The 26,973-nt window shown below is 48.6% G+C and carries 31 protein-coding genes; 20 read left to right on the forward strand and 11 right to left on the reverse strand.

Annotated elements, in window-relative coordinates; all coding sequences use genetic code 11:
* Nucleotides 1–103: 103 nt before the first annotated feature.
* Nucleotides 104–886, reverse strand: a complete 783-nt coding sequence (locus ACXAGL_RS09050) for a carbon-nitrogen family hydrolase (protein WP_474990865.1) — start codon at nucleotides 884–886, stop codon at nucleotides 104–106.
* A gap of 114 nt (nucleotides 887–1,000) precedes the next feature.
* Between ACXAGL_RS09050 and ACXAGL_RS09055 the strand changes: the two genes are divergently transcribed.
* The 7 genes from ACXAGL_RS09055 to ACXAGL_RS09085 all read left to right on the forward strand — a co-directional run bounded on the left by ACXAGL_RS09055 (nucleotide 1,001) and on the right by ACXAGL_RS09085 (nucleotide 7,366).
* Nucleotides 1,001–2,746: a LytS/YhcK type 5TM receptor domain-containing protein gene (locus tag ACXAGL_RS09055; RefSeq protein WP_474990866.1), complete on the forward strand. Its 1,746-nt coding sequence runs from the start codon at nucleotides 1,001–1,003 to the stop codon at nucleotides 2,744–2,746.
* On the forward strand, nucleotides 2,743–3,471 hold the full coding sequence (locus ACXAGL_RS09060; protein ID WP_474967149.1) for a LytR/AlgR family response regulator transcription factor: 729 nt from the start codon (nucleotides 2,743–2,745) through the stop codon (nucleotides 3,469–3,471). Before ACXAGL_RS09055 ends, ACXAGL_RS09060 begins: the two co-directional genes overlap by 4 nt.
* 138 nt (nucleotides 3,472–3,609) lie before the next feature.
* The gene (locus ACXAGL_RS09065) at nucleotides 3,610–5,052 is read left to right on the forward strand and encodes a carbon starvation CstA family protein (RefSeq protein WP_474967150.1); all 1,443 of its coding nucleotides are present in this window, start codon (nucleotides 3,610–3,612) and stop codon (nucleotides 5,050–5,052) included.
* A 98-nt stretch (nucleotides 5,053–5,150) separates the two neighbouring features.
* Nucleotides 5,151–5,426 carry a GNAT family N-acetyltransferase gene (locus tag ACXAGL_RS09070; protein ID WP_474967151.1) on the forward strand — a complete coding sequence of 92 codons (276 nt, stop codon included), beginning with the start codon at nucleotides 5,151–5,153 and terminating at the stop codon, nucleotides 5,424–5,426.
* A gap of 20 nt (nucleotides 5,427–5,446) precedes the next feature.
* Nucleotides 5,447–5,929, forward strand: coding sequence for a GNAT family N-acetyltransferase (locus ACXAGL_RS09075; protein ID WP_474992351.1), 483 nt, complete (start codon nucleotides 5,447–5,449; stop codon nucleotides 5,927–5,929).
* 26 nt (nucleotides 5,930–5,955) lie between these two features.
* Complete coding sequence (locus ACXAGL_RS09080) at nucleotides 5,956–6,843, forward strand: diacylglycerol/lipid kinase family protein (RefSeq protein ID WP_474967152.1); 888 nt, start codon at nucleotides 5,956–5,958, stop codon at nucleotides 6,841–6,843.
* A 94-nt stretch (nucleotides 6,844–6,937) separates the two neighbouring features.
* On the forward strand, nucleotides 6,938–7,366 hold the full coding sequence (locus ACXAGL_RS09085; protein WP_474990867.1) for a YueI family protein: 429 nt from the start codon (nucleotides 6,938–6,940) through the stop codon (nucleotides 7,364–7,366).
* A 30-nt stretch (nucleotides 7,367–7,396) separates the two neighbouring features.
* Here ACXAGL_RS09085 and ACXAGL_RS09090 read toward each other — a convergent pair whose 3' ends face one another.
* Complete coding sequence (locus ACXAGL_RS09090) at nucleotides 7,397–7,588, reverse strand: hypothetical protein (RefSeq protein ID WP_027956831.1); 192 nt, start codon at nucleotides 7,586–7,588, stop codon at nucleotides 7,397–7,399.
* A 524-nt stretch (nucleotides 7,589–8,112) separates the two neighbouring features.
* Between ACXAGL_RS09090 and ACXAGL_RS09095 the strand changes: the two genes are divergently transcribed.
* Nucleotides 8,113–8,754: a lytic transglycosylase domain-containing protein gene (locus ACXAGL_RS09095; RefSeq protein ID WP_474967154.1), complete on the forward strand. Its 642-nt coding sequence runs from the start codon at nucleotides 8,113–8,115 to the stop codon at nucleotides 8,752–8,754.
* Nucleotides 8,755–9,216: 462 nt separating this feature from the next.
* On the opposite strand, the gene ACXAGL_RS09100 is transcribed toward ACXAGL_RS09095, so the two are convergent.
* Nucleotides 9,217–9,768 (reverse strand): NADPH-dependent FMN reductase, encoded by a 552-nt coding sequence (locus ACXAGL_RS09100; protein WP_027956828.1) that lies wholly within the window; start codon nucleotides 9,766–9,768, stop codon nucleotides 9,217–9,219.
* 186 nt (nucleotides 9,769–9,954) lie between these two features.
* Here ACXAGL_RS09100 and ACXAGL_RS09105 point away from each other — a divergent pair, with 186 nt between their 5' ends.
* The 6 genes from ACXAGL_RS09105 (at nucleotide 9,955) to ACXAGL_RS09130 (ending at nucleotide 13,104) form a co-directional block, all read left to right on the forward strand.
* The gene (locus tag ACXAGL_RS09105; RefSeq protein ID WP_474967155.1) at nucleotides 9,955–10,236 is read left to right on the forward strand and encodes a YkvA family protein; all 282 of its coding nucleotides are present in this window, start codon (nucleotides 9,955–9,957) and stop codon (nucleotides 10,234–10,236) included.
* Between the two features lie 71 nt (nucleotides 10,237–10,307).
* Entirely contained in the window at nucleotides 10,308–10,724 is a 417-nt protein-coding gene (locus ACXAGL_RS09110; RefSeq protein ID WP_027956826.1) for an organic hydroperoxide resistance protein, read from the forward strand.
* A gap of 118 nt (nucleotides 10,725–10,842) precedes the next feature.
* Nucleotides 10,843–11,127 (forward strand): hypothetical protein, encoded by a 285-nt coding sequence (locus ACXAGL_RS09115; protein WP_474990869.1) that lies wholly within the window; start codon nucleotides 10,843–10,845, stop codon nucleotides 11,125–11,127.
* A 69-nt stretch (nucleotides 11,128–11,196) separates the two neighbouring features.
* Nucleotides 11,197–11,808, forward strand: a complete 612-nt coding sequence (locus ACXAGL_RS09120) for a metal-dependent hydrolase (RefSeq protein WP_474967156.1) — start codon at nucleotides 11,197–11,199, stop codon at nucleotides 11,806–11,808.
* Between the two features lie 108 nt (nucleotides 11,809–11,916).
* The gene (locus ACXAGL_RS09125) at nucleotides 11,917–12,942 is read left to right on the forward strand and encodes an AimR family lysis-lysogeny pheromone receptor (RefSeq protein WP_474990871.1); all 1,026 of its coding nucleotides are present in this window, start codon (nucleotides 11,917–11,919) and stop codon (nucleotides 12,940–12,942) included.
* Between the two features lie 12 nt (nucleotides 12,943–12,954).
* Complete coding sequence (locus ACXAGL_RS09130) at nucleotides 12,955–13,104, forward strand: hypothetical protein (protein WP_474967158.1); 150 nt, start codon at nucleotides 12,955–12,957, stop codon at nucleotides 13,102–13,104.
* Between the two features lie 44 nt (nucleotides 13,105–13,148).
* Here ACXAGL_RS09130 and ACXAGL_RS09135 read toward each other — a convergent pair whose 3' ends face one another.
* Nucleotides 13,149–14,681, reverse strand: coding sequence for a BCCT family transporter (locus ACXAGL_RS09135; RefSeq protein WP_474967159.1), 1,533 nt, complete (start codon nucleotides 14,679–14,681; stop codon nucleotides 13,149–13,151).
* Between the two features lie 102 nt (nucleotides 14,682–14,783).
* Nucleotides 14,784–15,335 carry a GNAT family N-acetyltransferase gene (locus ACXAGL_RS09140; RefSeq protein ID WP_474967160.1) on the reverse strand — a complete coding sequence of 184 codons (552 nt, stop codon included), beginning with the start codon at nucleotides 15,333–15,335 and terminating at the stop codon, nucleotides 14,784–14,786.
* Between the two features lie 345 nt (nucleotides 15,336–15,680).
* Here ACXAGL_RS09140 and ACXAGL_RS09145 point away from each other — a divergent pair, with 345 nt between their 5' ends.
* The 4 genes from ACXAGL_RS09145 (at nucleotide 15,681) to ACXAGL_RS09160 (ending at nucleotide 19,680) form a co-directional block, all read left to right on the forward strand.
* Nucleotides 15,681–17,198, forward strand: a complete 1,518-nt coding sequence (locus ACXAGL_RS09145) for a glycine betaine uptake BCCT transporter (protein WP_474990873.1) — start codon at nucleotides 15,681–15,683, stop codon at nucleotides 17,196–17,198.
* A 123-nt stretch (nucleotides 17,199–17,321) separates the two neighbouring features.
* Complete coding sequence (locus ACXAGL_RS09150) at nucleotides 17,322–18,140, forward strand: DUF368 domain-containing protein (protein ID WP_474967162.1); 819 nt, start codon at nucleotides 17,322–17,324, stop codon at nucleotides 18,138–18,140.
* 81 nt (nucleotides 18,141–18,221) lie between these two features.
* Nucleotides 18,222–18,539, forward strand: coding sequence for a thioredoxin family protein (locus ACXAGL_RS09155; protein WP_474967163.1), 318 nt, complete (start codon nucleotides 18,222–18,224; stop codon nucleotides 18,537–18,539).
* A 58-nt stretch (nucleotides 18,540–18,597) separates the two neighbouring features.
* A complete protein-coding gene (locus ACXAGL_RS09160; RefSeq protein ID WP_474967164.1) occupies nucleotides 18,598–19,680 on the forward strand; it encodes an FAD-dependent oxidoreductase in 1,083 nt (360 codons plus the stop codon).
* A 54-nt stretch (nucleotides 19,681–19,734) separates the two neighbouring features.
* Here the strand turns inward: ACXAGL_RS09160 and ACXAGL_RS09165 are convergent, their stop codons facing one another.
* From ACXAGL_RS09165 to ACXAGL_RS09185, 5 genes are read right to left on the reverse strand one after another with little or no spacing between them, the layout of a single operon-like run.
* Entirely contained in the window at nucleotides 19,735–20,379 is a 645-nt protein-coding gene (locus ACXAGL_RS09165) for a TVP38/TMEM64 family protein (protein WP_474967165.1), read from the reverse strand.
* Complete coding sequence (locus ACXAGL_RS09170) at nucleotides 20,372–21,343, reverse strand: ABC transporter ATP-binding protein (RefSeq protein WP_474990875.1); 972 nt, start codon at nucleotides 21,341–21,343, stop codon at nucleotides 20,372–20,374. The genes ACXAGL_RS09165 and ACXAGL_RS09170 overlap by 8 nt, the downstream gene beginning before the upstream one ends.
* Nucleotides 21,340–22,140 (reverse strand): ABC transporter permease, encoded by an 801-nt coding sequence (locus ACXAGL_RS09175; RefSeq protein ID WP_474990877.1) that lies wholly within the window; start codon nucleotides 22,138–22,140, stop codon nucleotides 21,340–21,342. Before ACXAGL_RS09175 ends, ACXAGL_RS09170 begins: the two co-directional genes overlap by 4 nt.
* Nucleotides 22,137–22,997, reverse strand: a complete 861-nt coding sequence (locus ACXAGL_RS09180) for an ABC transporter permease (protein WP_474990879.1) — start codon at nucleotides 22,995–22,997, stop codon at nucleotides 22,137–22,139. The genes ACXAGL_RS09175 and ACXAGL_RS09180 overlap by 4 nt, the downstream gene beginning before the upstream one ends.
* Nucleotides 22,978–24,204: an ABC transporter substrate-binding protein gene (locus tag ACXAGL_RS09185; protein WP_474967169.1), complete on the reverse strand. Its 1,227-nt coding sequence runs from the start codon at nucleotides 24,202–24,204 to the stop codon at nucleotides 22,978–22,980. Before ACXAGL_RS09185 ends, ACXAGL_RS09180 begins: the two co-directional genes overlap by 20 nt.
* 161 nt (nucleotides 24,205–24,365) lie before the next feature.
* Here ACXAGL_RS09185 and ACXAGL_RS09190 point away from each other — a divergent pair, with 161 nt between their 5' ends.
* Together ACXAGL_RS09190 and ACXAGL_RS09195 are read left to right on the forward strand one after the other, a co-directional pair.
* The gene (locus tag ACXAGL_RS09190; protein ID WP_474990881.1) at nucleotides 24,366–24,953 is read left to right on the forward strand and encodes a class I SAM-dependent methyltransferase; all 588 of its coding nucleotides are present in this window, start codon (nucleotides 24,366–24,368) and stop codon (nucleotides 24,951–24,953) included.
* Nucleotides 24,954–24,975: 22 nt separating this feature from the next.
* Nucleotides 24,976–25,233 carry a DUF2164 domain-containing protein gene (locus ACXAGL_RS09195; protein ID WP_474967171.1) on the forward strand — a complete coding sequence of 86 codons (258 nt, stop codon included), beginning with the start codon at nucleotides 24,976–24,978 and terminating at the stop codon, nucleotides 25,231–25,233.
* A gap of 12 nt (nucleotides 25,234–25,245) precedes the next feature.
* Here ACXAGL_RS09195 and ACXAGL_RS09200 read toward each other — a convergent pair whose 3' ends face one another.
* A complete protein-coding gene (locus ACXAGL_RS09200) occupies nucleotides 25,246–26,961 on the reverse strand; it encodes a methyl-accepting chemotaxis protein (RefSeq protein WP_474990883.1) in 1,716 nt (571 codons plus the stop codon).
* Between the last annotated feature and the right edge of the window lie 12 nt (nucleotides 26,962–26,973).

The following is a 26,973-nucleotide window of genomic DNA, read 5'->3' on the forward strand; positions in this document are numbered from 1 at the left end:
AGGCCCGGCGGTTTTTTAATGGATCAGGTGGATATCGATTTAATTTTCCGTATATCCATAATTTCATGCCGGTCACCATTTTTTTCGGTAGATATCAACGAAATCATTGATAGAGGTCAGGACGTCGGTCCTGGAAAATCGGAATCTGCTTCCGGATCGCCTCCACCTCGGAAAAATCGACTTCTCCGTATACGATTTCTTCGTCCAACCCTCCTTCGGCTGCAATCGTCCCCCATGGATCAATGATGAGCGAGTGACCGCCGAATGTATTATTCGGGTCGGAACCGGAGCGGTTACAGGCCATGACGAAGCATTGGTTTTCAATTGCGCGGCTGATCAACAAACTGCGCCAGTGATCGACGCGGGGCTTTGGCCATTCTGCGACAACCAACAGGCCGCGGGCTCCGCCGAGCATCTCCGTACGCATCCATTCAGGAAAGCGGATGTCGTAGCAGATGGCCCCTGCCAGCGGGATGTTATGTAAGTGGAAGTTTCCCTGCGTGTCTCCGGACTCCAGATATTTTTCTTCGTCCATCAGACGGAATAAGTGGACTTTACGATAGTTCAGCACACGTTCTCCGTTTTCATTGTAAGCGACCATCGTATTATAAAAGGCCTCCTTGTCCCGTTCAGCAATGGAACCTGCAATGGTTACCCTGTGGTCGCGGGCAAGCTTCTTCAGCAGCTGGTGGGTCGGCCCTTCCAGGTCTTCAGCGATTTCTTCAAGGCGTGTCAGGTCATACCCGGTTGTCCAAAGCTCTGGAAGCAGGATCAAAGTACTTCCCTGGTCGGCCGCTTCTTTTATTTTGGCCTGCGCCGTATTCCGGTTGGCAGACGGATCACCGAAGGCGATATCCATTTGAATCATAGCGATCTTCGTTTTCATTATCATCACCTCATTTTTCCCTAGTGTATCAAATAATTCTGACGTTTTCCCGCATTCCGTGTCTTTTTAGGAAGCGTGCTACAATAGAAAAAAAGATAGAAAGAGGAATGTGCGATGTTTGAACTTTTTCTTCCTATGCTGGAACGGCTTGGAATCATCGTCACGGCTGCCTTTATCTTCACCCGGTTCCACTTTTTCCGTGAACTGGCCGACCAGAAGATATTAACAGGGAAACAGCAGATGACTGCGATCGGATTTTTCGGCCTGTTCGGAATGATCGGCACATATACAGGTATTACGTATGATACAAGTTCCCTGGAATTCGGTCGTTGGGCGTATCAACTAGTGGATACAGAAGCACTGGCGAACTCCAGGGTTATCGGTATCGTGGCCGCTGGTCTGTTCGGTGGTTGGCGTATCGGCCTGGGGGCAGGATTGATTGCAGGGTTTCACCGGTATTTCCTCGGAGGATTTACAGGTCTGGCCTGTGGTGTTTCCGCTGTCGTTGCTGGTTTGATTGCCGGATTTTTTCATAAAAAAGGGAAGCCTTTGAAACTGAAAACGGCGTTGTTCGTCGGTGCCCTGGCAGAGACGATCCAAATGGGAATCATCCTCCTGATGGCACAGCCGTTTACAAGAGCGTGGGAGCTGGTTCAGGAAATCGGTCTTCCGATGATTGCTGCCAATGGTGTCGGGTCTGCCCTTTTTCTGCTCATTATCCGTAATGTGTTAAATGAGGAGGAGAAGGCTGGTGCTGTTCAGGCGCAAAAGGCCCTGAAACTGGCTGAATTGACGGTTGCCCACCTGCGTAAAGGCTTGACGAAGGAATCGGCAGCAAGAGCATGCCGGATCATTTATGATAAAGTTGATGTAAGCGCTATATCCATGACGGATAAGCAGACGATACTGGCTCATGTCGGCCTGGCTGATGATCATCATCATTACGGGGAAGCGATTCAAACCGATGCGACAAGGGAGGTTATCCGCTCCGGCCGCCGCGTGATTGCCGGACATGAGGACATTCAGTGTCAGCACAAAGACTGCCCGCTGGGAGCGGCTGTCATCGTACCTCTGAAAAAACGGGAGGAAGTGGTGGGGACATTGAAATTTTATGTAAGAACAGAGAAAGAAATATCAACGGTCCTTCTGGAACTGATTCAGGGGCTGAGCGCCCTCCTCAGCCAGCAGCTTGAACTGGCAGATGCCGACCAGGCGGAAGAGATGGCAAGAAAAGCCGAAGTGAAGGCGCTGCAGGCACAGGTGAATCCCCACTTTTTGTTCAATTCGTTGAACGTTATCGTTTCTTTGACACGTACAGAGCCGGATAAAGCCCGTTCCCTGCTCATCGCACTCTCTAAATTTTTCCGTCAGAATCTGGGGGCGACAACGAAGACCCGGGTCAGCCTGGCGGAGGAGTTGAAGCATGTGCGTGCCTACCTCTTAATAGAAGAAACACGATTTGTAGACCGATTGAAGATTGATTATGACATCGATGAGTCCGCTTTATCCGCTGAAATAGCCCCGCTTACGCTGCAGCCTCTCGTGGAGAACAGTATGAAACATGGGGTTAAGGATCAGGATGAAGAAGCACGGATTACTCTGGCCATACAGAAGGAGGGGGCCCGTGTGCATGTATCGATTGCTGATAACGGCAGAGGGATAGACCCGGACCGTCTTGAACAGCTTGGGGACGGAGTCGTAGATTCAGATAAAGGGGCGGGATTTGGTTTGTATAATGTCAATAAACGCTTGGAATATATGCATGGGGAAGAAGCGAAACTGCACATCGAAAGCAGGCCCGGAAAGGGAACGCGGATCAGCTTCACTCTTCCTCTGGTGGAACAGGAGGAAACGGCATGACTGACATGAAAGTACTGATTGTCGATGATGAACGCTTCAGCCGTGAAGAATTGAAATTCCTGCTTCAAGATTTTGAACAGATCAAGGTTGTTGGAGAAGCGGCTTCCGGTGATGAAGCCATTGTGGCAGCTTTAAAATACCAGCCGGACATTATGTTTCTGGATGTTGAGATGCCGAAAATGGATGGACTGGCTGCAGCCTCTGCCGTGAAGGACTTGAAAAAGGTGCCCGAAATCGTGTTCGCTACAGCGTATCCGGATTTTGCCGTAGAAGCGTTCCGCCATCAGGCGCTCGATTATCTGCTTAAGCCGTTTGATGAGAAACAGCTGGCTGAAACGATCAGACGGGTTGAAAAGAAGCTGCAGCCTCAGACAGATCACAGTCCGGGTTCGGTTCCAACCAAGTTTGCAGTTGAGGTGGACGACACCATTGAATACCTCAACCCTTCAGATATTATGTACGTGTACAGAGAGGACAGGGCAACGAAAATCGTCGGCCGGACAGCTGTCTATGAGACAAATGATGCATTGAAAGATGTGGAGGAGCGGCTTCAGCCGTTCTCCTTTTTCAGGATCCATAAGAGCTATCTCGTCAACCTTGATTATATCTACCGGCTCACTCCATGGTTTAATGGAGCCTGGCAGCTCGAACTCCGGGGAGCGGAAGAAAAGCTTTCGGTGAGCAGGAACTATGTAAAGGATTTACGGAAAAAGCTGGAGCTTTAAAAGACGCATTCTTTTTCGATGCGTCTTTTCTGCATGTTGAACACGAGTAACGACATGATAAACAGAACCTCCTCTTTTGTAAGCGTTACCATGATAGACTTTATGCAACCGATTACAAAGAAGAGGGGAGAACAGCTGATGATTACATTTCTAGTCAGTATTGCACTTTTAATCGTCGGATACTTTACTTATGGGAAATATGTAGAAAAGCAGTTCGGAGTTCAAACGGGCCGTGAGACTCCTGCATATACACATGGGGACGGTGTGGATTATCTGCCGATGGGGGAAAAACGGAACTCGTTGATCCAGCTTTTGAACATTGCCGGAGTCGGACCGATTTTCGGTCCTATTCTTGGGGCACTTTATGGTCCTGTCGCGTTTTTGTGGATCGTATTTGGCTGCATCTTCGCTGGTGCTGTGCATGATTATTTAACTGGAATGATATCGATTCGAAACCGTGGGGCTCATCTGCCTGAACTGGCGGGCAGGTTTCTTGGAAAAGTGATGAAGCATGTAGTAAACGCCTTTGCTATCCTGCTTCTCGTTCTCGTCGGAACTGTGTTTGTAACAGCTCCAGCTGATCTTCTGCACAATATGACGAACAGCTGGCTGTCCCTTCCTGTTATTCTGGCAGCAATATTTGTTTATTATCTACTTGCTACGATGCTTCCAATCGATAAAATAATCGGCCGTTTCTATCCGGTCTTCGGAGCGTTGTTATTAATCAGTGCCATTGGAGTCGGCGTATCTCTTGTAGCTACAGGCGCACCGATTCCAGAGTTGTCCATGACGAACATGCACCCTGACAACGCACCGATCTTCCCGCTGTTATTTCTAACGATATCCTGTGGGGCGTTGTCCGGATTTCATGCCACCCAGACGCCGATTATTTCAAGAACGACTCAGAAAGAGAAGCAGGGACGCCGCATTTTTTACGGCATGATGATTGCGGAAGGGATTATTGCCATGATCTGGGCAGCTGCTGCGATGAGCCTGTTCGGCGGATCCGGAGGCTTGAATGAAGTCCTTGCCAGTGGCGGCCCTGCTGCGGTCGTCAGTGAAGTATCGATTGCTATGCTTGGAGCGTTTGGCGGGACGCTTGCTGTTCTTGGTGTCATTATTCTGCCGATCACTTCGGGGGACACAGCTTTCCGTAGTGCCCGGATGATTATCGCCGACTACTTGAACATCTCCCAGAAAAAGCTGACCAGCCGTATCTGGATTGCGCTGCCGTTGTTTGTCATTTCTTTTGCTTTGACACGCATTGACTTCACTCTGCTTTGGAGATACTTCTCCTGGGCGAACCAATCCACGGCTGTCATTGCGCTGTGGGTGGGTGCGATGTATCTGTTCCTCGCTCGAAAAAACTATTGGATCGCCGCTGTTCCGGCCGCATTCATGACGATGGCTACATTCACGTATATCATCAATGCGCCAATCGGATTCGGCCTTCCGTTGAATGTAGCTTATGGGCTGGCTGCGGTCATTACAGTGGGGGTTGTAACAGCTTTCTTTATAGCGGCCAAGCGCGGCCTGCAGCGGAACATCCCGCTGGAAGAAGATTTGAAGCCGACAGCCTGAAGCATCTTCCTTTATATTTCTTAACATCCATGGGCCTTCCATGGATGTTTTTCTTATCGGAAGGAGGGAATGCTTTTTATATGAAAGGGGAGTTGAACATGGAACGAATGATTCATGAAGAAAAAGGAAGACTTTATATGGGAGAAAAACAGGATCCAGCCGCCGAACTGGTTTTTGATGTGGAAGATGATACAATGATCATTCTGAGCACTCATGTGGATCCGGCCGAGCGTGAACAAGGGCTTGGCAGGGAGCTCGTAGATGAAGCTGTGAATTATGCGAGAAAACATAAATTAATGATCGACCCTGTGTGCTCTTTTGCGCATAATGTAATAGAAGAAACCCCGGAATATCAGGTGGTTCGCAAGAAGTAGAGGAGGCGTTTGATTTGGCAGTGATCAGGGAAGTAGAGGACAGGGATTTAATGCACTTTACAAGATATGCCGTGGATTTTCTCCATGCCGTGAAAGATGAACAGGAAGGACAACTCTCAGGAGATGTACTCCGGGAGCGGAAATTCTGGGCTGCTGATCAGTTTACGAATACCGCGCCGGAACAGAAACTGATCGCCGCCGAAGTGGAAGGCCGGCTGATCGGCTACGGACTTGCTGTGATCAATTCGATTGCCGCTGAGGAAAGAAAGGGACGGATCGAAGAACTGTATGTCGATGAATTTTACCGCAGGGAAGGCATCGGTACACAGTTGTGCCGCTCCTTACTGGATTGGATGCAAGCGCAGGACGTCGAAGACATCCAAGTGGAATGGCAGGGAGCGGGACATGGAGGACAGGAGTTCTTCCAATCGTTCGGATTCATTCCTGTGCGGACGGTGTATCAATATCCTGAACATTTACTCGGCAGGGGTTCGGAAGAATAAGGCCCCGGCTGCAGGGAGGCTGAATCATGAAAAGCGCAATGCTGATCGTCAATCCTTCTTCTGGTAAAGAGGAAGCCCTTACGTATGTGGCTGAAATTCAGGAGATACTTGAAGATAAGGGATATGCTGTGAAAGAGGTGCAGACCGAAAAAGAATTGGATGCTACCAAATACTGCCGGAATGCCTGTAAAGAAGCGTATGATCTGGTCGTTTCTCTTGGAGGAGATGGAACACTTCATGAAACCATTAACGGCATGGTCGACCAGGAACACCGGCCTCTTCTGGCTGTTATTCCACTGGGGACCGTCAATGATTTCGCCAGAGCTTTGAATATACCGCTTCATCCAGATGAAGCGGTCCAGCTGCTGCGTAATGACCATTCCCGGAAAGTGGATATAGGTAAAGTGAACGACCGGTATTTTGTGAATATTACAGCTGTCGGAGCTCTCGCAGAAGCGACGTATGAAGTCAGTCCGGAGCAGAAGACGCGTTTCGGTCCGCTTGCCTATGTGATGGAAGGAATCAAAACGCTCTCTTCAGACGGAACAAGTCCGCTGACCATTCAGTTCGATGACCATAAAACGTGGGAAGGGGACGCGTTCCTTTTTCTGGCCGCTCTAACAAATTCTACAGGTGGATTTGAGCGCCTGGCGCCTGACGCAGAAGTGGATGACGGGATGCTGCACTGTTTCATTCTTCCGCGTATGAACATGATGCGCCTTGCCTCTATCGTTACATCCATTTTAAGAGGCGAATTGCAGGAAGATTCCTCGGTTGAGTATTTCAAATCCCGCCGGGTGGAGATCTCTTCCGGGGAAACGGTGAAAACCAATGTGGATGGGGAGGAGGGAGATCCTCTTCCGGTCGTTCTTGATGTTCTTCCTTCTCATATAGAAGTAATCTCTGTACCTTAGGACGGTGTCGCAGGACCCGTCCTTTTTTCCTGGGCTTTTTGAATGGATGTCCGTTGTTTGAACGTTCATAATAGAAGGGTGAGGTGATGGAAAAATGAAAAAACCGGATCTGGAGGATTACCTGCAGGAAGGGATATACGGAAGCAGAGAAACCAACCCGGGTGAACGCAGACAATTTTTAGGTACGCTGCGGGAACGGATTCTCCTTGCGCTGACAAACGGACAAGTGATGCAGGAGGAAGGTTTTGGGGAGCTGGAAAAGGAAATGAGCCGCAACCCCGACGCGACGCTGTTATTGAACGGGGAGATCAGCTACCGCTTTTTATCGCCGTTAAAGGATACAGCGGAAAAGCATAACATTCATCATACAACCATCTCCAACCAGGATACCGAAACGGAGTACGGGGCAGTGTTAACGCTCGATTATGCTGTGGAAAAAGAAGAGATTCATTATCATCCCCCCGCAGTAAAGGAAGAAGCTCCCGAGCGTAAAAGTTTCTTAAAACGATGGTTTGGAATATGAAAAGGACTGCCGGGAGCAGTCCTTTTTTTATTATTGATATTGTTTGAGGAACCGTGCTAAGCCAGTAAATATAAGTACAAATGAGAACAGAATCATCGCAATGTAGCCTGCGTAGTACAAGAACTGATCAAAGAAATTTCCACCCGTATCACCTAAGCTGAACAGGGCGTAACCAGCGAGCAGAGCAGCCAGGAAATAAAATGCATTGTTGTTGAATTCCATGATGGTTTCCCACCTCCTTTGTACTTTCAATATATGAGGAGCAGGCAGGCAATATTTATCTTTTGGAAAATATTTTGTCCTTCATGAAAAACAAAAAAAAACTCCCTTTTGAAAACAAAAGGGAGATGGTGCTCGTCTTTCGATGAGGGAAGACGTACCATGAAATCTACAGGTTATTTTTCCTGGCGGGGAAAAATAATAGGGTCATTCGACGTAAGAGACAAAAGAGTGTACCTATGTAAGAACAGTTACGATGTAACAATCGCTGAAGACGTGGACAACCTGCACGCCATCCCACTTACGGTGATGAGGAAACTCTTTTGCTTCTTTTATTGTACCACTGCTCCGGTGGGTTCTGCTTTGGGAAAAAGAGAGCGTGAAACGGTACTTAAATGAGTGATTCAGGAAAGTTTTTTCTCAAGTTTTGTCTAAGTCTGGAAACTTGTAAAAATGATCCAACAAGTGATTGTCGGAAGTTGACGCATCCTGTACACTTTACATATCAATGAGACGAGGTGGAAGCAATGGATGTCAACAAGCTTCAATGGATGATGCAGATGCAGAGCTTTTCTTTTTTGGGCAGCGCTCAGCAGGGGAATGGTGGACAGGATCTGCAGGGTTTGTCCTTTCAGGATTTGTTTCAAGCGGCAGTCAGTCAGGCGTTTGCGGCAGGGGTTTCTCCCGTGTCGATGAATACAGAGTCCCTTTATTTAAACGGGGCAGATCGACCTTTGGCTTCTCCGGTGACAACAGCACCGAAGCAGCAGCCGGCTCCTGCTGGACAAACAAAAGAATCAGGAAGCCTGGATGATTGGATATTGAAGGCATCTTCCCAATACGGGGTGGATGAAAGTCTGATTCGTTCTGTCATTCAGACCGAATCCAATTTTGATGCAGATGTTGTGAGTCATGCCGGAGCCCAGGGACTTATGCAGTTGATGCCCGCGACAGCAAGGGGTCTGGGAGTGGAGAACCCTTTGGATCCGGAACAGAACATTATGGGAGGGACCAAGTATCTGAAACAAATGCTTGACCGCTACAATGATGATCCGTCCCTGGCTCTTGCCGCGTATAATGCCGGGCCGGGTAATGTTGATAAGTACGGAGGTATTCCTCCTTTCCGTGAAACAGAAAATTATGTGAGCAAGGTTCTCGGACGCGTATGAAAAAAATCCCTGACAGGTTACTGTCAGGGATTTTTTCATTGATGCCTATATTCCATGGGCTGAACAGGGCGCCTCCGCATTTCTTTTTTTAATCCGGTTCCGAGGAGCAGTTCTTCGCGATATAAGCCGTTCATTTTCGTGAAGAAAGTTCCCTTCACTGCAATGCTCGGCTTATACGTGTCAGGCCTCCCCGCTCCTCTCCACACCCTGATCATGTCCAGCTCCAGCGCCCAGCCCCTCGAGGTCTTAAGCAGATCTTTTTACCGGCACAACCCGCCGGAAAAAGATCTGCTTAAGCTTGTCGGGTCTGAACAGGGCGCCTCCGCATTTCTTTTTTTTTAATCCGGTTCCGAGGAGCAGTCCTTCGCGATATAAGCCGTTCATTTTCGTGAAGAAAGTTCCCTTCACTGCAATGCCCGGCTTATACGTGTCAGGCCTCCCCGCTCCTCTCCACACCCTATTTTACTTATCGGGTTCTAAATGGCGGCTCATTTGCAGGTATTGGTTGAAGACGATGGTCATTTCTTTGAGGCGGCTGCGGACGTCTTCGTCGATGAGCTCGCCGTCGGTGGAGAAATGATTGGTATGGGTATAGACGTAGTTCGGTGTGACCATGCAGCGGAAGTAGTTCAGAATGGGTTTCAGTTGATTTTCGATAACCAGGTGGTGCTGAAGTGTTCCGCCGTTGGCGATGATGGTGACGGGTTTATAGCGCATAGCCAGTGGTGATACGGCATCAAATACGTTTTTCAATGTTCCTGGAATGGAGCCCTGGAAAATAGGGGTCGCGATCACATAGGCATCGGCTTCCTCAATTTCCTGGATCAGGCGCTGCATATCCTGGTTGTATTCCTCGGCCGGACGTCCGTCGACGAATTGAAGTTCGTAATTTTCCAGGTCGATGATTTTCGTTTCGTGATCATCTGGCAGCAGTTGAATGTATTTATCTATTTCATTTAGCAGGGTTCGTGTTTTTTTTCCGACAATTGTTCCGTTGAGCAGCAAGATCTTCATGACATCCTTCTCCCCTTTTGGTCTTTGTTTATAGTATATGCCAATGGTGTTGTCTGGGCTATTCTCTCTCTGTGATTCCGGGTTGTTCTCCTTTTTATGGTAAAGTATACGCACAGTGAAAGCAATGGAAAGCAGTGGCTGTACCAGCGCTCAAACAGGGAATGAATAAAAGGGGAGGGATGAGGAATGATACGTTTCTGGAGAAGAATCAAGTTTCTTTTTAATGTGCGGAAGTCTGTCCCGTTTATCATCCGCTTTTTTCAGTCCAGGCAGGTAAGTATGAAAAAGAAATGGATTTCCGTTCTTCTTCTGGCCGCTTATCTTGTTTTTCCATGGGACCTGATTCCGGATGTGCTCGTTTTCTTTGGCATTGTCGATGATCTGGCTGTTTTTACGTACATTCTTCAGTGGATGGTGAAGATGGCACCAGAATCGCTGCAGGACGAATTTCGGGTGTACAAGGAATAGAAAGGTTTACCATCAGGGAAGATGAGGTATGTAATGGATGGAGTCTCTATACTAGTCAAGGAGTGATAATGATGAGTAAAGTTATGTTTACAGCGCACGCAACAGCCCAAGGTGGACGTAATGGACACGTAAAATCTGATGACGGTCTTATTGATCTGAACCTGACCATGCCGGGTGAAGGTTCAGAAAAAGGTTCAAACCCTGAACAGCTGTTTGCTGCAGGATATTCTGCCTGCTATGATGGTGCCCTGAACCTCGTGGCAAGCAATCAGAAAAAGGATATCGATTCTGAAATCACTGCTGACGTAAGTCTCATGAAAGATGAAGCAGACAATGGCTTTAAAGTCGGTGTTGTCCTTAATGTAAAAATTAAAGGTGTATCTCAGGAAGAAGCGGAAGAGCTTGCAGAAGAAGCTCATAAAGTATGCCCTTATTCCAAAGCTACACGCGGCAACATTGATGTAGAGATCAATGCTCAGGCGGTATAATCGATAAGAAGGAAGAAATCCCGGGGTTTTCCCCCGGGATTTTTTTATGGGCGTTTAGGCGGATGATTTCTATTTCCATCAGGCGTGTGGTATTTTATAATGGAAGGGGTGAAGAGCTGTGCAAATCACCGATGAAGCGCGCGACTTACTGCAGCAGATATTAGAAGAGGAAGAGGCACCGGGCCTCCGGTTGTTTTTTGCCGGATATGGCTGCGGTGAGCCTGATATCGGTATGACACTCGGCGAACCTGAAGCCGACGACGAACTGCATTATTTCAATTCGATTCCGGTCGCCGTTGACCAGAGAATTGCTCATTTAATTGAACCGTTGACTATAGAAGGAAAACAGACGATGGAAGGGCCGAAGTTTCAAATGACCGGTCTTCCTGAGAAAGACTGTTAACCGAAAGCCCACTTTAGTGTGGGTTTATTTTTTTAGTTTGAAAAAGAAGAAAGGGGAGCGGCATACTCCATGATGGCACCAGGACACCAGGTTGTCGGCTTCACCTTCGGGGTAGGCGCGTTGACGTTGATTCCTGCTTTTGAAGTTGTTTCCGAGCGGCCGTTTCAAATGGTTTTATTTTTAGTTTTTGTTTTAATTGGTTCGCTGCTTCCGGACATTGATACGCCGACCTCTACGTTCGGACAGAAATTCTGGCGCGGCTTACTGACGATTTTTACGCTCGCATTTTTGTGTTACTTGTTTTTCCCATCCTATTTGAATACATATCGAGACGAATTGAAGATTTTTGTCATGATGCTCCTTCCGGTTCTTATTATGATCCGTGGGCACAGAAAAATGACACACTCCCTGTTGTTTGTAGGTCTGTTGATTGTCTACAGTGCAATTCTTGAACAGGCCTTCCAAGTTCCACGTGTTCTTGCTGCCGGGCTGGTGGTCGGCGTCATTTCGCACTTGTTCGGTGACTATTTGACGAAAAAAGGCATTCCGCTTTTTTATCCGTTTTCTAAGAAGCATCAGCAGTTCCTCCTTACATTCCGTACGGGATCGCCCAGTGAGAAAATGATTGTCTACAGCCTTGTTCTATGGAACGTCTGGTTCCTTACCTCAACCATTTTTTAATCTGCATCATCGATGGTTAAAGATTGAACAGTGCTTCAACTTTATATAGACAAATGGCAGAATTTTCAATAAAATGGTAATAGATATAGGAGAGGAGTCCTTGGACTGATGAAGGATCACCAATTAATAGAGCCGAGACCGTTGGCCAGCCTGCATATGCGGCATACATCCTCATTGTATATGATTTACCTGGAAAATCTTAAAATCCACTCTCAAAAAGAAGCGCTGCTTCGTACAAGAGATGTTATTCTTGGTGATTTTCCGACTCACATCGATGATCAGCTGGCCTGCCTTGAATTCTTTTATATGAATGATTTCTTCGAGGACTTAGCTGTCGTGCTCCATTCTCCTTACATACATCAGGAAGTCCTTCCGCTTTACAACCTTCTGCTCCAACGCGTGGAAACCCCCATGTCAAGGGAGCAGTTGACCCTGCTGCAGCAGTATCAATGCAGTCATCCTTCCCTGCACTGCCTTCATCTCTTTCTCATGATTTATGCTTATTATGATCTGAAAGTTTTTACAGCCCTGGACAAATACATCGACGATTGTGACCGTGCATTGGCCAACGTGGATGAGCCATTGATGTACTACTATCTCAATCAGCGGTATCAGGAGCTTTTATTTCACCATTATTGGAAAACAGACAACCCGATTCTAGCCAGCCGGCACGCCTACAAAATGATCAATACGGAGCTTTCGCCGCGCCGGAAAAGCCGTATGTATTTCATTCTTGCTCTTTGTCAGCTGTTCAACGGCTACGATTCGGCTATGGATCCACTGACGAAAGCACTGGAGATTGCTGATCAGTACGAATTATCTTCTTTTGCGGATATGATCCGTGTTCACACCATCCCGTTCATTTCCGCCTTTCATCATCGTACAGCCGGCGTATCAACGACGGATGTCGTGGAACAGGCTCACCTGGATCTGGCGGAAGGCCGCTTGGAAAAGGCCCGTCAGGCATTGGAATCCCTCCCATCCCCTACGCCTTTTCAGGAAAGCTACCTCGGTTATGTGAACGAGGATATGGACATGCTTTATCGTTCCTATACGCGCTTTATTAAGGAAAGGGGTGATCACTTTTTCGCCCGTGTCCCGTTGGAGTATATGAAACGTTTAAAAACCTGTTAGGAGGCTTTGAAAATGAAAAAAGCATTTCAAACGTCCATGGTTGGTTTCGTTCTCATGTTTTCCCTTTTTTCATCCTCGTCCGCCCTTATGAATGAAATTCAGGACAGTAGAGCTGGGAACGCAGAAGTGATGTATGATCCTGGTGATCCAGGAATCGGTTGAATAAGAAAAACAGCTGTCCTTTGCAGGGCAGCTGTTTTTTTGATCTATGCATTCTTTTTATGACTGTTGTCTTCGTTGGAATCATACTTCCGCTGCGGGAGCGGTTCCTTTCGTATGATCTTCAGGAAGGCGTAGATAAAGAGAATAATAATCACCGTGAACGGCAGGGCCGATACGAGAGAGGCTGTCTGCAGCGCATCGAGACCTCCAGCTACCAATAGAACACCAGCGATGGCCGCCATCAGTACTCCCCAGACAATCTTAATGAAAAGGGCAGGAGTGAGACTGCCGTTCGTCGTCATGCTGGCAAGGATGTAGGTTGCTGAGTCTGCCGATGTTATTAGAAACGTAGCAATCAGGAAGATGGACAGCAGCGACAGGATTCCGGTCAGCGGAAGAAACTCATAGGTTTCAAAAAGAGCCACGGTGACGTCATTGCTGACGGCCTGTGCAATTTGTGTTCCATTATTCAGATCGCTGTTTAAAGCGGTTCCTCCGAAGGTTGCAATCCACAAACAGGCAATGAGTGGAGGGACAACGAGAACACCGAAGATGAATTCCCGGATCGTTCTCCCACGCGAAACACGGGCTACAAAGGCACCGACGAAGGGGGACCAGGCAATGACCCAAGCCCAGTAGAAGATCGTCCACTCTCTCAGCCATGTTCCTCCCTCATAAGGGGTGAGACGCAGGCTGTAGGTCACAAAGTTCGTAATATAATCTCCGAGACCAAGGGTGAAGCTGTTTAAAATGAAAACCGTAGGACCGGCAATGAAAACGAACAAAAGCAGCAGCAGACAGAGGCCGAGATTCAAATTACTGAGCCACTTGATTCCTTTATCAAGCCCTGTACTGGAGGAGGTTAAGTATAAGATTAAAAGCACGCCTGTGATGACAAGCTGTATCGTGGTGTTATTAGGTACGCCGAAGACGGCATTCAATCCTCCATTCATCTGCAGGATGCCGAGTCCGAGGGAAGTCGCTATGCCCATGACTGTAGCAATCACGGCAAGGGAGTCGATGGTGTATTTGACAGGCTTTGACTTCCCGAGAACAGGTTCAAGGGCTGTAGATACCAAACCGTCTTTTTCTTTACGGAACTGCAGGAAAGCAATCAGCAGCCCGACGATAGTGAATACGGACCATTGGTTGACTCCCCAGTGGAAGAAGGAGTAGCCCATTGCGACACGCGCCGCTTCCTCTGTCTGAGCTTCCATTTCAGAAAACGGTGTTTCAAAGAAATGGCTCATCGGTTCAGCAACGCCCCAGAAAACGAGGCCTACACCAAAACCGGCGGAAAAAAGCATGCCGATCCAAGTAAAGAATGGGAATTCCGGCTTGGAATCGGGCGGACCGATTTTAATTTTTCCGTATTTGCTTAAGCCAAGTCCAACAAGGAAAATGACGAAGCCGAATACAGAAATTAAGTAAAACCAGCCAAAATTGATGGTTGTGAATTCGAATAAGGTTCCGGCTACAGCACCAAAACCTTCCGGGTTGACCGCTCCAATTACGACAAGAACGAGAATGACAGAAGCGGAAATGAGGAATACAGGGTTTTTCAGGTGATCTTTCATCGTCGTCTCCTTTCATAAGAATGACGTGAGAAAAAAGGGGCGGGGTCTGAGGTGTTGTGTATATAATTCCCTACATTTTCCTTGGGAAACCTTTGTCTCTCTTTATGCTTCAAATTCATTTCTAAGCATACCGAGAAGGACCGTATCATAATAAGAGCCCTGGACGAATTCATTCTTCCTCAAACGTCCTTCTTCGACGAAGCCCGCTTTCTCATAAAGTCGCAGGGCCTGGGTGTTGCCGCTCCACGTATCCATCTGCACACGCTCGAGGTTCAACGTATAGAACAGGTGCTTTAAAAGGGTGGATAAGACATCCTGTCCATAGCCCTGTCCCCAGTAGGCACGCTCGCCGATGCTGATCCCCACCTCCGCTGCACGTGTGACCGGGTTTAGTTCTCTGTAATCGCATTTTCCAATCGGAACGTTCGTGCCGATGGTGTACACAATAAAGACACGGCCTTTTTCCCATAACGCCTGATGGGTCAGGTTTTTTTCGTAAAACGCTTCGATATCTTCCTTCGGGTTGTTGTTTTGATAGGCGGAAGAGCTGCCGTGACCCAGGTCGGCCAGCTGTTCGTCATTCGCCCATCTGTATAAATGGTCCAAGTCATGTCTTCCGACTGGACGCAGTTCGACTAACTGTCCTTTTAACATCATCCACCTCCTTATTTTTGTTCATTGTAGCAGATGATTTATGGAAAAATAAGGGTAGTCATAAGGGCTCACATGTGCATAGTTCTTCAAGAACCTAACTTTGAAGGTTGACCTGGACCGTATGGATTTGTCGGCTTTTGACGTTTTTTTTGAGTTTACGGGAAAATTTGGTACACTTTGATCCGAGGAGTCCTTATTCATCTTAAGGGCTGTTTTTTTATGCAGGAAATGACGACAATTGTTTAATTTTTCTAGGTTTGGGTATTCGATAATTATGCAGGACCCAACTTTTTCCCCGCATTTCATATCCTCTATGACCATTATTTAGGAAGAAAGGAGCAAATTATGCAAAAAGTTACCTCGGTATTCTGGGTTACACTGGCCATCGCATTATTTTCCGTCATCTGGGGGGCATGGGCCCCGGGAAGTCTGGAATCCATTACAGGTGAAATCCAGTCTTACATCTCTGTTCACTTTGGATGGTATTACTTATTAATCGTTACAGGATTCGTCGTTTTTTGTCTTTATATGATATTCAGCCCGTACGGTAAAATGAAGCTCGGAAAGGAAAGCGATACCCCGGATTATAATTATGCTACTTGGTTTGCCATGCTTTTCAGTGCAGGCATGGGGATCGGTCTTGTCTTCTGGGGGGCTGCGGAACCGATATTTTTCTACGCAAACAATGCACCCACAGCGGAAACCGGTACAGCAGCGGCGTTGAATGAATCCATGCGTTTTGTCTATTTCCACTGGGGCGTGCATGCGTGGGGCATTTATGCGATCGTCGCCTTGGTTCTTGCGTATTTTAAATTCAGACGCGGAGCTCCCGCTTTGATCAGCTCCACACTCGAGCCGATATTTGGAGATAAAATGAAGGGGCCGCTCGGCAAGCTGGTCGACATCATTGCCGTCTTCGCCACTATTGTAGGTGTAGCGACAACCCTTGGTTTCGGTGCCGCTCAGATTAATGGCGGCCTGACCTACCTGACTCCCATTGAGGATTCCTTTGGAGTGCAGCTGATCATTATCGGGATTGTTACCGTTCTGTTCATGATGTCAGCCTATACAGGGTTGAGCAAAGGGATTAAATACTTAAGTAATACGAACATGTTCCTTGCGCTGGCTCTTCTTGTCATTATGCTGATTGTCGGGCCGACGCTCTTCATTATGAACATGTTTACGGATACGATCGGGGCGTACTTGCAGAATCTGCCGACGATGAGTTTCCGTCTGGCTCCGAATAATGAGGAAAACCGTGCATGGATCAACGACTGGACCGTCTTCTACTGGGCCTGGTGGATCGCCTGGTCTCCGTTTGTCGGAATTTTTATTGCCCGTGTTTCCAAAGGACGTACCATCCGGGAATTCTTGTCCGGTGTCCTTCTGGTCCCGTCGGTTGTCGGATTCCTTTGGTTTTCCACCTTCGGTTCCTCGGCGATTAAAGTGCAGCAGTCAGGAGATGCCGACCTGGCCGGACTGGCTACCGAACAGGTGATGTTTGGAATGTTTGATAACTATCCATTAGGTTTGATTCTTTCTATTATTGCTATGACACTGATTGGAACGTTCTTTATTACATCTGCAGACTCTGCAACCTTTGTGCTGGGCATGCAGACGACGAACGGGTCGCTCACTCCCCCGACAATGGTGAAGTTCGCATGGGGGATCGTCCAGTCTTCCATGGCGGCTGTGCTGTTGTATTCCGGAGGATTGCAGGCGCTCCAGAATGCTCTGATTTCTGCCGCCTTCCCGTTTTCCTTCATCATGATTCTCATGGTTGTTTCCCTTTACAAGGCACTGCGTGCTGATAAGGCCGCTCTTGAAAAAGGGCAGAGAGAGAAGGAAAAAACATCTGCCTGATGCATGAAAAAAGGTCCGGGAAACCGGGCCTTTTGCTTTTTGTATTTTTCTTCAAGACAAGGTATGATGGAAGCTTAAAGAATGACTATAAAATATCTGCCTGTGAAAAAGGAGTAAAGAAACATGTGGGAATGGAGAAATATTTACCGTGGTCTTCTCATGGGAGCCAGCGATGTTGTTCCCGGCGTCAGTGGAGGCACGATTGCTGTAGTTCTGGGGATTTATGATCGTTTGATTGAGGCCATCAACGGATTTTTCAGTAAGGAATGGAAAAAACATTTGAAGTTTCTGCTGCCGCTCGGTATTGGGATCGTCACTTCCATCGCGCTGCTGGCCAGCGTCATTGAATGGCTGTTTGAACATTACCCGGGTCCGACGCAGTTTTTCTTTCTTGGATTGATTATCGGGGTGCTTCCCTATTTGACCCATAAAGCAGACATGAAAAATAAATTTCAAGCGAAGCACTATATTCTGCTGTTGATGGGTGCCGCTGTGGTGGCTTCCATGGCCATCTTCCAGACATCGGAAACGACGGCAATGGAGGAAATCACACTGTCCGGATACCTGCTGCTGTTCTTTTCCGGATGGATTGCCAGCAGTGCGATGATTCTTCCCGGCATCAGCGGATCGTTCATCCTTCTGATTATCGGTGTGTACACAACCGTGACTTCAGGCATTTCGGATTTCCGCATCGATATCATCGCCGTGGTCGGATTAGGTATTCTGATTGGCTTGGTTTCTATGAGTAAAATCGTGAAGTTTTTCCTGGAAAATTACACGTCCGGAACCTTTGCTGTCATTATCGGGCTTGTGATCGGTTCCGTGTTTGTCATCTTTCCCGGGGTTCCTGAATCGACAGGACTTCTCATCGTCAGTATCGTCACTTTCCTTGCAGGACTGCTTGCTGCCTGGCTGCTCGGTCGTGTGGAATACAAGGACTAGCAGCCGTGAGCGGAAAGTAAGACAATTGAGCGTGATTTGATTATCATGAGGGTAGAGCTTGCTTAAAGGAGATTGATAGGAATGGAATCTATTCAAAGCGTGGATCAATTTAACGAAACGATTGCCAGTGAACAGCCGGTCATCGTGAAATTCCAGGCGGACTGGTGTCCGGACTGCCGCCGCATGGACATGTTTATCGGTGGGATTATCGAGGAATATAATGGTTACCACTGGTACGATGTGAACCGTGACCAGCTTCCTGAACTGGCTGAAAAGTACGAAGTTATGGGCATTCCTAGTCTGTTGGTTTTCCAAAATGGTCAAAAGACCGCTCATCTGCACAGTGCGGATGCTAAAACGCCGGAAGAAGTGCAGGAATTCCTACAGGCAAGCCTATAATGGGTGAGCGTCCACATGGCTGGTTCCATGTGGGCGTTTTTTATAAGGAGGTGGAAGGATGTCCAAACGATTGCTGCTTGTCGGCGCCGGTCATGCGCATTTGGAAGTGCTCAAGCAGATGGCTGAACACGGCCTGCCTGATGTGGATGTGTGCCTCATCACACCATCCCCCTATCAATATTATTCCGGTATGTTTTCCGGCTTTACCGAAGGGATCTATACAGAAGAAGACACGAGAGTCGACCTTCGTCCACTCACGAAAAGAGCTCGAGTGCAGCTGATTCAGAAGACAGCTGTGATGATCAGACCGGAACAAAAGAAGATCATCTGCCATGATGGGAGCGTGTACCCTTTTGATGCCGCCAGTTTTGACATCGGCTCACGCAGCCTGCCGGAGTCCGTCGAGCATACGGCCGCCCAGTCCATTAAACCGAACTACCTTTTCACTGAACGCATGAAGGATTTACGGGAAACCCCTCAGCCTTTGATTGTCGGAGGGGGAGCGGCCGGAACGGAACTGGCCCTTTCCATCCAGTCTTATAAAAATATGCATCAGCGGCCGGGGCAGGTACGTCTCGTTACTTCAGGACCTCTTCTGCCGGATACTCCTAAATGGGTCCGGGCGCGGATGAAGCATATCCTGAAGAAAAAAGGTGTCCGGGTGTGGGAAAATGAAGAGGTGGAAGCCGTCACGGATTCCAGCATTGAGACGAGCAGAGGGAACAAGATCCGTCACACCGGTGTCCTCTGGCTGGGCGGAGCTGTCGGGGATGCCATATTTACGCGGGCAGGGCTGGATGTGGATGATCGTGGTTTTGCTTTTGTGTCACGAACACTGCAGTTCAAGAACTATGACTATTTGTTCGGGGCGGGAGATTGTGTCACGCTGGAAACCGATCCTGACCTCCCGAAAAGCGGCGTTTATGCCGTGCGCCAGGGACCGGTTTTATGGGAAAACGTAAAGAATTTCTTCCATCACGAGCCGTTGGAAGCCTTCGTGCCTCAAAAGAAAGCTTTGTATATTCTTTCCACTGGAGATCGGAAAGGTTTTTTGATTTATGGACTTGTGCATGCACATAATCACAAAGCATGGCAGTTGAAGCAGAAGATCGATCGTGAATTTATGGCGAAATACAAATAAAAAAGCCTTTGAACCGTATGCCGAAGAGGGATGGTTCAAAGGCTTTTCTTATGGTTAAATCTTCAACCAGGAACGTACTTTATTCCGGAAAAGGTATGTCGTTACTAGAATAAGGGCAAAAACGCTCAGCGCGGCGAAAATCAATGTCCTGTCCCCGCTGGCAAGACTGGTACCGACAAGACTGTAGGCGAATGTGCCGGGCAGCATGCCGAGGACTGTGGCCAGGATAAAGGATGGCAGTTTCACCCGCGTCATCCCTGATAAATAACTGAGGATATCAAATCCGACAAGCGGGATGAGCCTGAGGACAAATACATATAAAAATCCTTGTCCTTTCATACGCTCATAGATGGAAGAAGCCCACTTGGACTGATGGAACTTCAACACGGAATCTCCGAAGAAGCGCCCCATCACCCATCCGGTGATTCCTGCCCCGGTCGCTCCGATGACAATGTACAGCATACCCGGCCACAGGCCGTAGGCAAAGGCTGCTGCCAAGGAAAGCACGGAGGTTGGAAAGACGACAATGGGGCCGATGGCATACAATCCCATAAAAATGAGCGGGCCGATACTGCCGAACGACAGGATGTAGGCACGGATGTTTTGTGGATCGACGTTAAACCGGCTCCGGGCAAACCAGGCCGCCGCAATGAAAATCGTCAGGAACAATAGCGAACGGAGCAGAGTTTTTTTATTCATGATGGTTCACCTCAAATCGTTGAATGCGGGAAGTCGGGATGTGCAGAGTGACTTCTTCTGTATCCGCTGTAACCTGTTGAACGGGTAACGCCACTCTGGAACCCAGGGCGGGAACGTTGATATGAGCGACTGGACGTCCGTGCTGGTAGGTCAGGTGCTCCATCCGACCTTGGAAGGTACGTATCTCGCCGTCTTCATGCCCCGGGGAAAGCTGTATGTCCCCCAGTGGGACAAATTCGTTTTCATTCAGGATCAGGTGGCCGCCCATGAAGGAAGCGACTTTTTGATTGGCAGGATGGTGATGGAGGACAGATGCTTCTCCAATCTGTTGAAACTCTCCATCCTGAAAGACGGCAATCTGGTCTCCCATGATCATAGCTTCTTCCATATCATGAGTAACGAACAAGGCTGTCGTTTTCTGTTCCACGAGGAAATCTCTGACCCAGTAGCGCAGGTCCTGCCTAAGCGATGGATCCAGGCTGCTGAACGGTTCATCAAAAAGTATCACTTCCGGTTCAGTCGCCATGGCGCGGGCAAGCGCTGTCCGCTGCTGCTGACCGCCGGAGATTTCTGAAGGGAAATAATTTCTATACCGGCTCATTCCAATCGCTTCAAGCAGTCTCTCTACTTTCTGTTTGTCATATTTCTTAGATACTTTCGCTCCATAGACAATATTTTCTTCTACTGTCATATGGGGAAACAGAAGCGGCTGCTGGAATACGAGACTGATATCCCGCCGGTTGGCTTTTGTAGCTGTAATGTCCTTACCGTTCATCCAGAGGGACCCGTGTGTAGGGGTTTCGAGGCCGGCAAGGACACGGAGAAGCGTTGTTTTTCCACTTCCAGAAGGACCGACAACGCTGAGGATTTCCCCTTTCTTTAATTGAAAGGAAAGACCGTTCAAAATCAGGTCTTCTTGAAAGCTTTTTTTCAATTGCTTCACTTCTAATGTAGTCGGGCTCATCTTTTATTCCTCCAAGGCAGGCGAGAGTAGGGAAGCAGAAGGATGACAGCTTCCACCAGGATATACATCCCAACGGGTATGACAGCAAACCAGAGGGAAAACGCAGACATGACGGAAGCATCCGCATTTTCCAGGAATGGAAAGAATACGAGAGGCAGCGTCAGCACACGTCCTCCGCCGATAACGGCTGTGATTGCGTACTGGCTCAGACTGATGACAATGGTTAAAAAAGTGACACTTCGAAGCGCCGGTTTCAAGAGAGGCAGCTCAACCGTGAACAGCTGCCTGAAAAATCCGGCACCGAGGATGTGAGGCTGCTCAAGCATCGCCCGTCCAATTTGCTGGTAACTGTTGTGAAATACTTTAATGCTGTAAGGGACGGTCGGTACAAGGTGGATGATGATGACACCAAGTGCTGTATCCGCCAATCCGGCACGGATCATAAAGATGTGGAGCCCCATGGCGATCGCAAGGACCGGGATAAGAATCGGTGACAGCAGTAAAGCCTCCACCCAGGGTTTTCCTTTCAATGGGACGGTGGCGAGCGCTTTGCCGGTGGACACACCGATCAATACATTCAGGAGCAGGACGATGAATCCGATCCATATCGATGTGAATGTAGCTTTCCAGAGCATCGGGTTCTGCAGCAGCTGTTCATAGCTGCGAAGCTCCCAGTCCAGTCCGGCGCCTGTTTGAAACCGCCACGGCGCACTGAAGCTCTGAGCGGCCAGTATGAGGAGCGGCATAAGGAAAAACAGGAGCGTAAGCACTAAAAATAAACGTGAATTCTGCTTCATGAACGACTTCCTCTCATAGCTCTCCATCTGGCTTTGTTTAAGTACCCGTATCCGATAAAGGACAGAACCAGCAGGACGAGGCTGATGCTGACCATAGCGGCAAACGCCAGTGGACGTTTCTGCCAGGAGCTTCCGTAAAACCAGTCATAGCTGAGTACGGAGACCATCTCCGGAAACGTGGTTCCCAACAGAGCAGGTACTTCATAAGCCGATAAGGTGAATGAGAAAATGATCAGGCTTGTCTCCATCAGAACCGGAAGCAGGTGAGGCAGTTCAACCGCTGTGATTCTGTTCCAAACCGACCCCCCAAGTGTATCGATGAGTGCATAGTATTCCGGCCGGATCGAGGCATAGACCGGCAGCAGCATCAAGATGACAAGGGGAACCTCTTTCCATACATAGGTTAAGATGATGCCGATTCCGTTCGGGTCCCTTGTGAGTATCGGAAATTGCTGCGGGTCAGAAATCCATCCGGCAGCCGTGAACAGCTGAGCGGCCACTCCGGTTTCTGAAAGAAGGAGAATGACCATGTAGCCCCAGACAAAGTGCGGGAACAGCATCGGAATCCATACACTCACCCTTGGTGCCATTTTTTCCAGGATGGGATAAAAACTGCGTGTGAAAGCGATCCCGATAAGAATGGACAACAGGGTGGCGATCAAGGCTGTCTGCAGGCTGAAAACAAGAGACGTGACAAAACGGTTGGATTCAAAGATCTGCCGGTAATAGTCCAGTGTCCATCCTCTGTGCCGGCCAAAGCTGTTCAAGACAGCTGTCAGGAGCCCGTAAAGAGGAAGGAGCATAAACAGGACAGCCGGCAGGAAAAGGAGAGAATGTTTAAGGTTGAACGACTTCATCAAACCACTGCTCTTTCATCCATTCGACGTAGGCGGCTTCTGATTCAGGGAGAAAGCTTTCCTCCAGCTTTTCTGTGGAAAGAACGCTGTCTCCTCTATCCACCGCTTCAAATTGCTGTTTCATATCTTCGGGTAGTTGATCTATGCTGATCGTGGTGTTTTCCCCCCAGTAATCCGGCTTGAATTTGGCCAGCTGGGCTTCCGGTGAAAGCAGGAAGTTAATGGCAGCCAGCGCTCCGGGCGGATTGGAACTATTGAAGGGAATGCTCAAAAAGTGTGTATTTCCAATAGAACCTGGTTCCAGGACGAACGAACGGGTGGATTCCGGGAACACCCCGTCAGCGACCAAGGATTCCGCACGGGACTCATTGTAGCCCATCGTCATCAAGACTTCTCCTTGACTATATAAACGATCCAGCTCTGTTAAGTCATTCGGGTAGTGATCACCGGAACGCCATAAATCCGGCTGAATATCCTTGAGATAAGCCCATGTGCGATCCGCCGCCGGCTGAATATCAGCTTCATTCAAGGGATTCTCATAAATATCTGATGGCTCTTCCGCCTTGGCATATAAGACGTGGCGTAAGAAAGCATTCCCGGAAAAGTCCTCCGCTCGCGGATAAGTGAACTTTCCTGGATTGTCATGAATCCAGTTCTGCAGTTCCTCAAAAGAGGAAGGAGGCTCACTGATCCGGTCGGCGTCATAGTGAAAGACGAACTGGACTTTGCCCCACGGGGCTTCCATGCCTTCTACAGATGTTCCGAAATCGGTCTGGAAAGCTGGATCATCTGTGTCGTAATATTCATTGAAAGCAGGCAGCTTGTCTGTAAACGATCCTGCCAGCAGTTCGTTTTCTTTGGCATTTTTAAAGTTCTCCCCATTGATCCAGATCACATCGATCGGGCCGTCTTGTTTTCCGGCCTGTTTCTCTGTCTGAAGTTTTTGGAGTATTTCCGCCGCATCCATAGGAACACGCTCCAGAGTTATGTTGTGTGCTTCTTTCAGGCGGGGAGCCGCCCATTCATCAATGTAGCGGTTGATCCCTTCATCGCCGCCCCACATATAGAGACGCACCTCCGTGCCGTCGGCCTCTTCTTCAATGGTTTCCCAGGACATATCCTTCCATGCTTCTTCCTGGGACCCGCCGCCACTGCAGGCAGCCAGTACTAGTGTGATCAGCAGCATAAGAATGCTCCACTTTTTCATGATTTTCCCCCTTAGGATCATTTTATAAAAAAATAAGTACAGGTCTCTGTCATCTATCATACAAACAAACGCCCGGGAAGGAAACTAAACCCTTTTCACCAATAGGCATACCTGTTCTTGAAGACGGGTACAAGAAGCGGGAAAGGAAGGAGAGGGAACCGATGCTGTATCAACATTTCGCAAGGCCTTCCGGCTGGATGGGGAAGCTTGCCGGACGTTTTATGGAAAAAGAAAATGAAAAGCTGAACGCGTGGACACTATCGTTTCTGGATCTGCAGAAAGGAGAGGAAGTTCTTGAAATCGGATGTGGAGCAGGAGAAGCGTTAGAGCAGGCATCCAGAATCCAGGGACTCCACCTTTACGCCTTGGATCCATCCGAGGTGATGGTCGAAACGGTGCTGCATAAATGGCGGAGCTTCAATAATGCTGCGCAGGTGGGTGTCATTCACGGGCAGGCTGAAGACCTGGTCCATTTCCACCGTGCGATGGATAAAGTCTATGCCGTTAACAATGTCACCTTCTGGGAAGATCCGGAAGAGATACTCGCCCATTTGTATACAAACATGAACCAAAACGGAAGAATAGCCTTAACGCTCCGTCCTCACGAAGAGGGGGCGGGAGATGATACCACACATATCCTCGGAGGCCAGATGAAGGCGATGCTGGTGCAGGCAGGGTTCCGGGACGTCTGCATCCATATCCGTCCTGAGAAGCCGAATAAAGCGGTCTGTGTCACCGGGATGGTGTGATAGGATAGAGGGAAAAGGGGGGATGGTTGTGAAGTTGAAAAAAGAACAACAGGAATACATGGCTGAACGTATTAAAGAGTGGTTTGAGCTTGAACGTGGGGAGGTCATTGGCGATTTGGCGGCCGATCAATGGGTTCATCAGATGGCAGAGGAAATGGGGCCTTTCTTTTATAACAAAGGAGTGGAGGATGCCCGACAGATGGTGGAACAGAAGGTCATGAATGTAGATGAAGACCTGCGCTCCCTTGAGCGTCCTGCCGGGCGTCCGAAGCGGCGGTAAAAAAACACCGCTTCAGGAAGCTGAAGCGGTGATGATTTCCTCATCGGCATGTGGGGGAGTCGTTTCCGGTTCCTTCTGCCATTGAAACTGCTGGATTTGTTCATTCAATTGGCCGATCATCGTTTCCAACTGTTCACTTTCCAATAGCAGCTGCTGGAAGGCGGACTGCTGCTCCACCGTAGAAGCCGAGATTTCCTCGGTTCCTGCTGCGGTCTGCTGGATGACACTGCTTACGTTTTCAAAAGCCGCATGAACATCTGTGCTCTGGTGACGGGACTGATCGAGTCCCTGTACGAGGGCTTCGAGGTGCTGGTCGATCGTATGGACATACGTACTGATCTGGTCAAAGGCGGCTTTTGATGCAGACACAGACGTGTTCTGCTGCTCTGTCACCTGGACAGTTTCTGTCATTTCCCGGCGGATCGTATCCACGCCGCTCCGGATTTGTGACACCATATCGGAGATGTCTGCTGTTGCAGCGGTGGATTGATCGGCCAATTTGCGCACTTCCTCTGCGACAACGGCAAATCCTTTTCCATGCTCTCCTGCACGTGCAGCTTCAATGGCTGCATTCAGGGCAAGCAGGTTGGTCTGGCTGGCGATATCGTTCACAAGGTGTACGGTCGATTCAATTTGATCAGTGTATTGGATGAATTGGTGCACCGATGTTTCGACTTTTGCTAAAGAAGCCGTATTTTGATCCATCAAGGTCCGCTGATTCATCAGACTGTTCTGTCCTTCCTCAACAGAATGAAGGGCTTGTGTACTAATTTCCCTGGATTCTTGTCCGTCATGACGGTTCTTCGCAAAGCGGTCGTCCAGATCCTCCATCAATACAGCGGCATCCTGAACGTCGTTGGAGATCGACTGGCTCCCCTGAGCCAGTTCATCCGTTGAATGAGCCACCTGGCTGGATATTTCCGAAAGGCCGTTCATTTCCTGATTCAACCTGGAACTGAACGTTTTGACGCTCTGTCCGATTTCGTCTACGGACTGAACCGTTTCCTGAAGATTCTCCACCATGACACGGAAGGATTGGGTCAGTTGTCCGATTTCATCGTTTTTCTTCGGATCGTCTTCGATGTTCACTGTCAAGTTCCCTCCGGCCACATCAGCAGCCTGGGCGGCCAGCTGGCGGACGGGGCGGGCGATATGTGCGGTCAGGCGGAAGGTGGAGTACAAGGTGCCGATAATTAAGATAACGGCCGCAATGATGGTGAACAGAATCAACTGACCGATCGTCTGTTGCTGTGCCTCCATTTTGTTTTCATACCATGCCTGTGATTCCCGCTGAAGCATGTACACATCATTGATTAACCCGGCTGTCCGTGATGCCTGCCGCTGAATCTCATTCGTGTCATCGGTATTCAATGCTTCCGTGGCCAGGCTCTCCCAATCGTTGAATTTCGCCTGGGCCTGGTCAAACCACTGCCGCTGTGTATCGGTGACAATGAGCGGCTCCACCGTCTGAAACAGCTGCCTCGTCTGCTCCACCTGGGTGAAGGCTTCCTGCTTGGAAGCTTCGGAAGGGTTGTAGCCATATGTCGTCAAGGCCTGTTCTACACGGACGAGCTGTCCGTGAAGCTCCTTACCATCAAGGAGCACCTGAATATCTTCATTCGTAGAGCGCTGTAATCCGATCATTTGAAACACAATCACACCGATTAAAATAATACACAACACCAGAGGCAGCAAAGTCATGACAAATAGTCTGCGGCTGATACTCATTTGTTTTCCTCC

Source organism: Halobacillus sp. ABA4_118 (assembly GCF_056160205.1).

Bases quoted from the DNA above. Each gene is read 5' to 3' on its own strand.
- ACXAGL_RS09080 (WP_474967152.1), top strand. From the start codon at position 5,956: ATGAAAAGCGCAATGCTGATCGTCAATCCTTCTTCTGGTAAAGAGGAA.
- ACXAGL_RS09165 (WP_474967165.1), bottom strand. From the start codon at position 20,379: ATGAATAAAAAAACTCTGCTCCGTTCGCTATTGTTCCTGACGATTTTC.
- ACXAGL_RS09060 (WP_474967149.1), top strand. From the start codon at position 2,743: ATGACTGACATGAAAGTACTGATTGTCGATGATGAACGCTTCAGCCGT.
- ACXAGL_RS09135 (WP_474967159.1), bottom strand. From the start codon at position 14,681: ATGAAAGATCACCTGAAAAACCCTGTATTCCTCATTTCCGCTTCTGTC.
- ACXAGL_RS09070 (WP_474967151.1), top strand. From the start codon at position 5,151: ATGGAACGAATGATTCATGAAGAAAAAGGAAGACTTTATATGGGAGAA.
- ACXAGL_RS09190 (WP_474990881.1), top strand. From the start codon at position 24,366: ATGCTGTATCAACATTTCGCAAGGCCTTCCGGCTGGATGGGGAAGCTT.
- ACXAGL_RS09150 (WP_474967162.1), top strand. From the start codon at position 17,322: ATGTGGGAATGGAGAAATATTTACCGTGGTCTTCTCATGGGAGCCAGC.
- ACXAGL_RS09100 (WP_027956828.1), bottom strand. From the start codon at position 9,768: ATGAAGATCTTGCTGCTCAACGGAACAATTGTCGGAAAAAAAACACGA.
- ACXAGL_RS09090 (WP_027956831.1), bottom strand. From the start codon at position 7,588: ATGGAATTCAACAACAATGCATTTTATTTCCTGGCTGCTCTGCTCGCT.
- ACXAGL_RS09085 (WP_474990867.1), top strand. From the start codon at position 6,938: ATGAAAAAACCGGATCTGGAGGATTACCTGCAGGAAGGGATATACGGA.
- ACXAGL_RS09200 (WP_474990883.1), bottom strand. From the start codon at position 26,961: ATGAGTATCAGCCGCAGACTATTTGTCATGACTTTGCTGCCTCTGGTG.
- ACXAGL_RS09155 (WP_474967163.1), top strand. From the start codon at position 18,222: ATGGAATCTATTCAAAGCGTGGATCAATTTAACGAAACGATTGCCAGT.
- ACXAGL_RS09120 (WP_474967156.1), top strand. From the start codon at position 11,197: ATGATGGCACCAGGACACCAGGTTGTCGGCTTCACCTTCGGGGTAGGC.
- ACXAGL_RS09110 (WP_027956826.1), top strand. From the start codon at position 10,308: ATGAGTAAAGTTATGTTTACAGCGCACGCAACAGCCCAAGGTGGACGT.
- ACXAGL_RS09175 (WP_474990877.1), bottom strand. From the start codon at position 22,140: ATGAAGCAGAATTCACGTTTATTTTTAGTGCTTACGCTCCTGTTTTTC.
- ACXAGL_RS09065 (WP_474967150.1), top strand. From the start codon at position 3,610: ATGATTACATTTCTAGTCAGTATTGCACTTTTAATCGTCGGATACTTT.
- ACXAGL_RS09095 (WP_474967154.1), top strand. From the start codon at position 8,113: ATGGATGTCAACAAGCTTCAATGGATGATGCAGATGCAGAGCTTTTCT.
- ACXAGL_RS09140 (WP_474967160.1), bottom strand. From the start codon at position 15,335: ATGTTAAAAGGACAGTTAGTCGAACTGCGTCCAGTCGGAAGACATGAC.
- ACXAGL_RS09130 (WP_474967158.1), top strand. From the start codon at position 12,955: ATGAAAAAAGCATTTCAAACGTCCATGGTTGGTTTCGTTCTCATGTTT.
- ACXAGL_RS09185 (WP_474967169.1), bottom strand. From the start codon at position 24,204: ATGAAAAAGTGGAGCATTCTTATGCTGCTGATCACACTAGTACTGGCT.
- ACXAGL_RS09195 (WP_474967171.1), top strand. From the start codon at position 24,976: ATGGTTGTGAAGTTGAAAAAAGAACAACAGGAATACATGGCTGAACGT.
- ACXAGL_RS09055 (WP_474990866.1), top strand. From the start codon at position 1,001: ATGTTTGAACTTTTTCTTCCTATGCTGGAACGGCTTGGAATCATCGTC.
- ACXAGL_RS09125 (WP_474990871.1), top strand. From the start codon at position 11,917: ATGAAGGATCACCAATTAATAGAGCCGAGACCGTTGGCCAGCCTGCAT.
- ACXAGL_RS09170 (WP_474990875.1), bottom strand. From the start codon at position 21,343: ATGAGCCCGACTACATTAGAAGTGAAGCAATTGAAAAAAAGCTTTCAA.
- ACXAGL_RS09180 (WP_474990879.1), bottom strand. From the start codon at position 22,997: ATGAAGTCGTTCAACCTTAAACATTCTCTCCTTTTCCTGCCGGCTGTC.
- ACXAGL_RS09160 (WP_474967164.1), top strand. From the start codon at position 18,598: ATGTCCAAACGATTGCTGCTTGTCGGCGCCGGTCATGCGCATTTGGAA.
- ACXAGL_RS09105 (WP_474967155.1), top strand. From the start codon at position 9,955: ATGATACGTTTCTGGAGAAGAATCAAGTTTCTTTTTAATGTGCGGAAG.
- ACXAGL_RS09050 (WP_474990865.1), bottom strand. From the start codon at position 886: ATGAAAACGAAGATCGCTATGATTCAAATGGATATCGCCTTCGGTGAT.
- ACXAGL_RS09145 (WP_474990873.1), top strand. From the start codon at position 15,681: ATGCAAAAAGTTACCTCGGTATTCTGGGTTACACTGGCCATCGCATTA.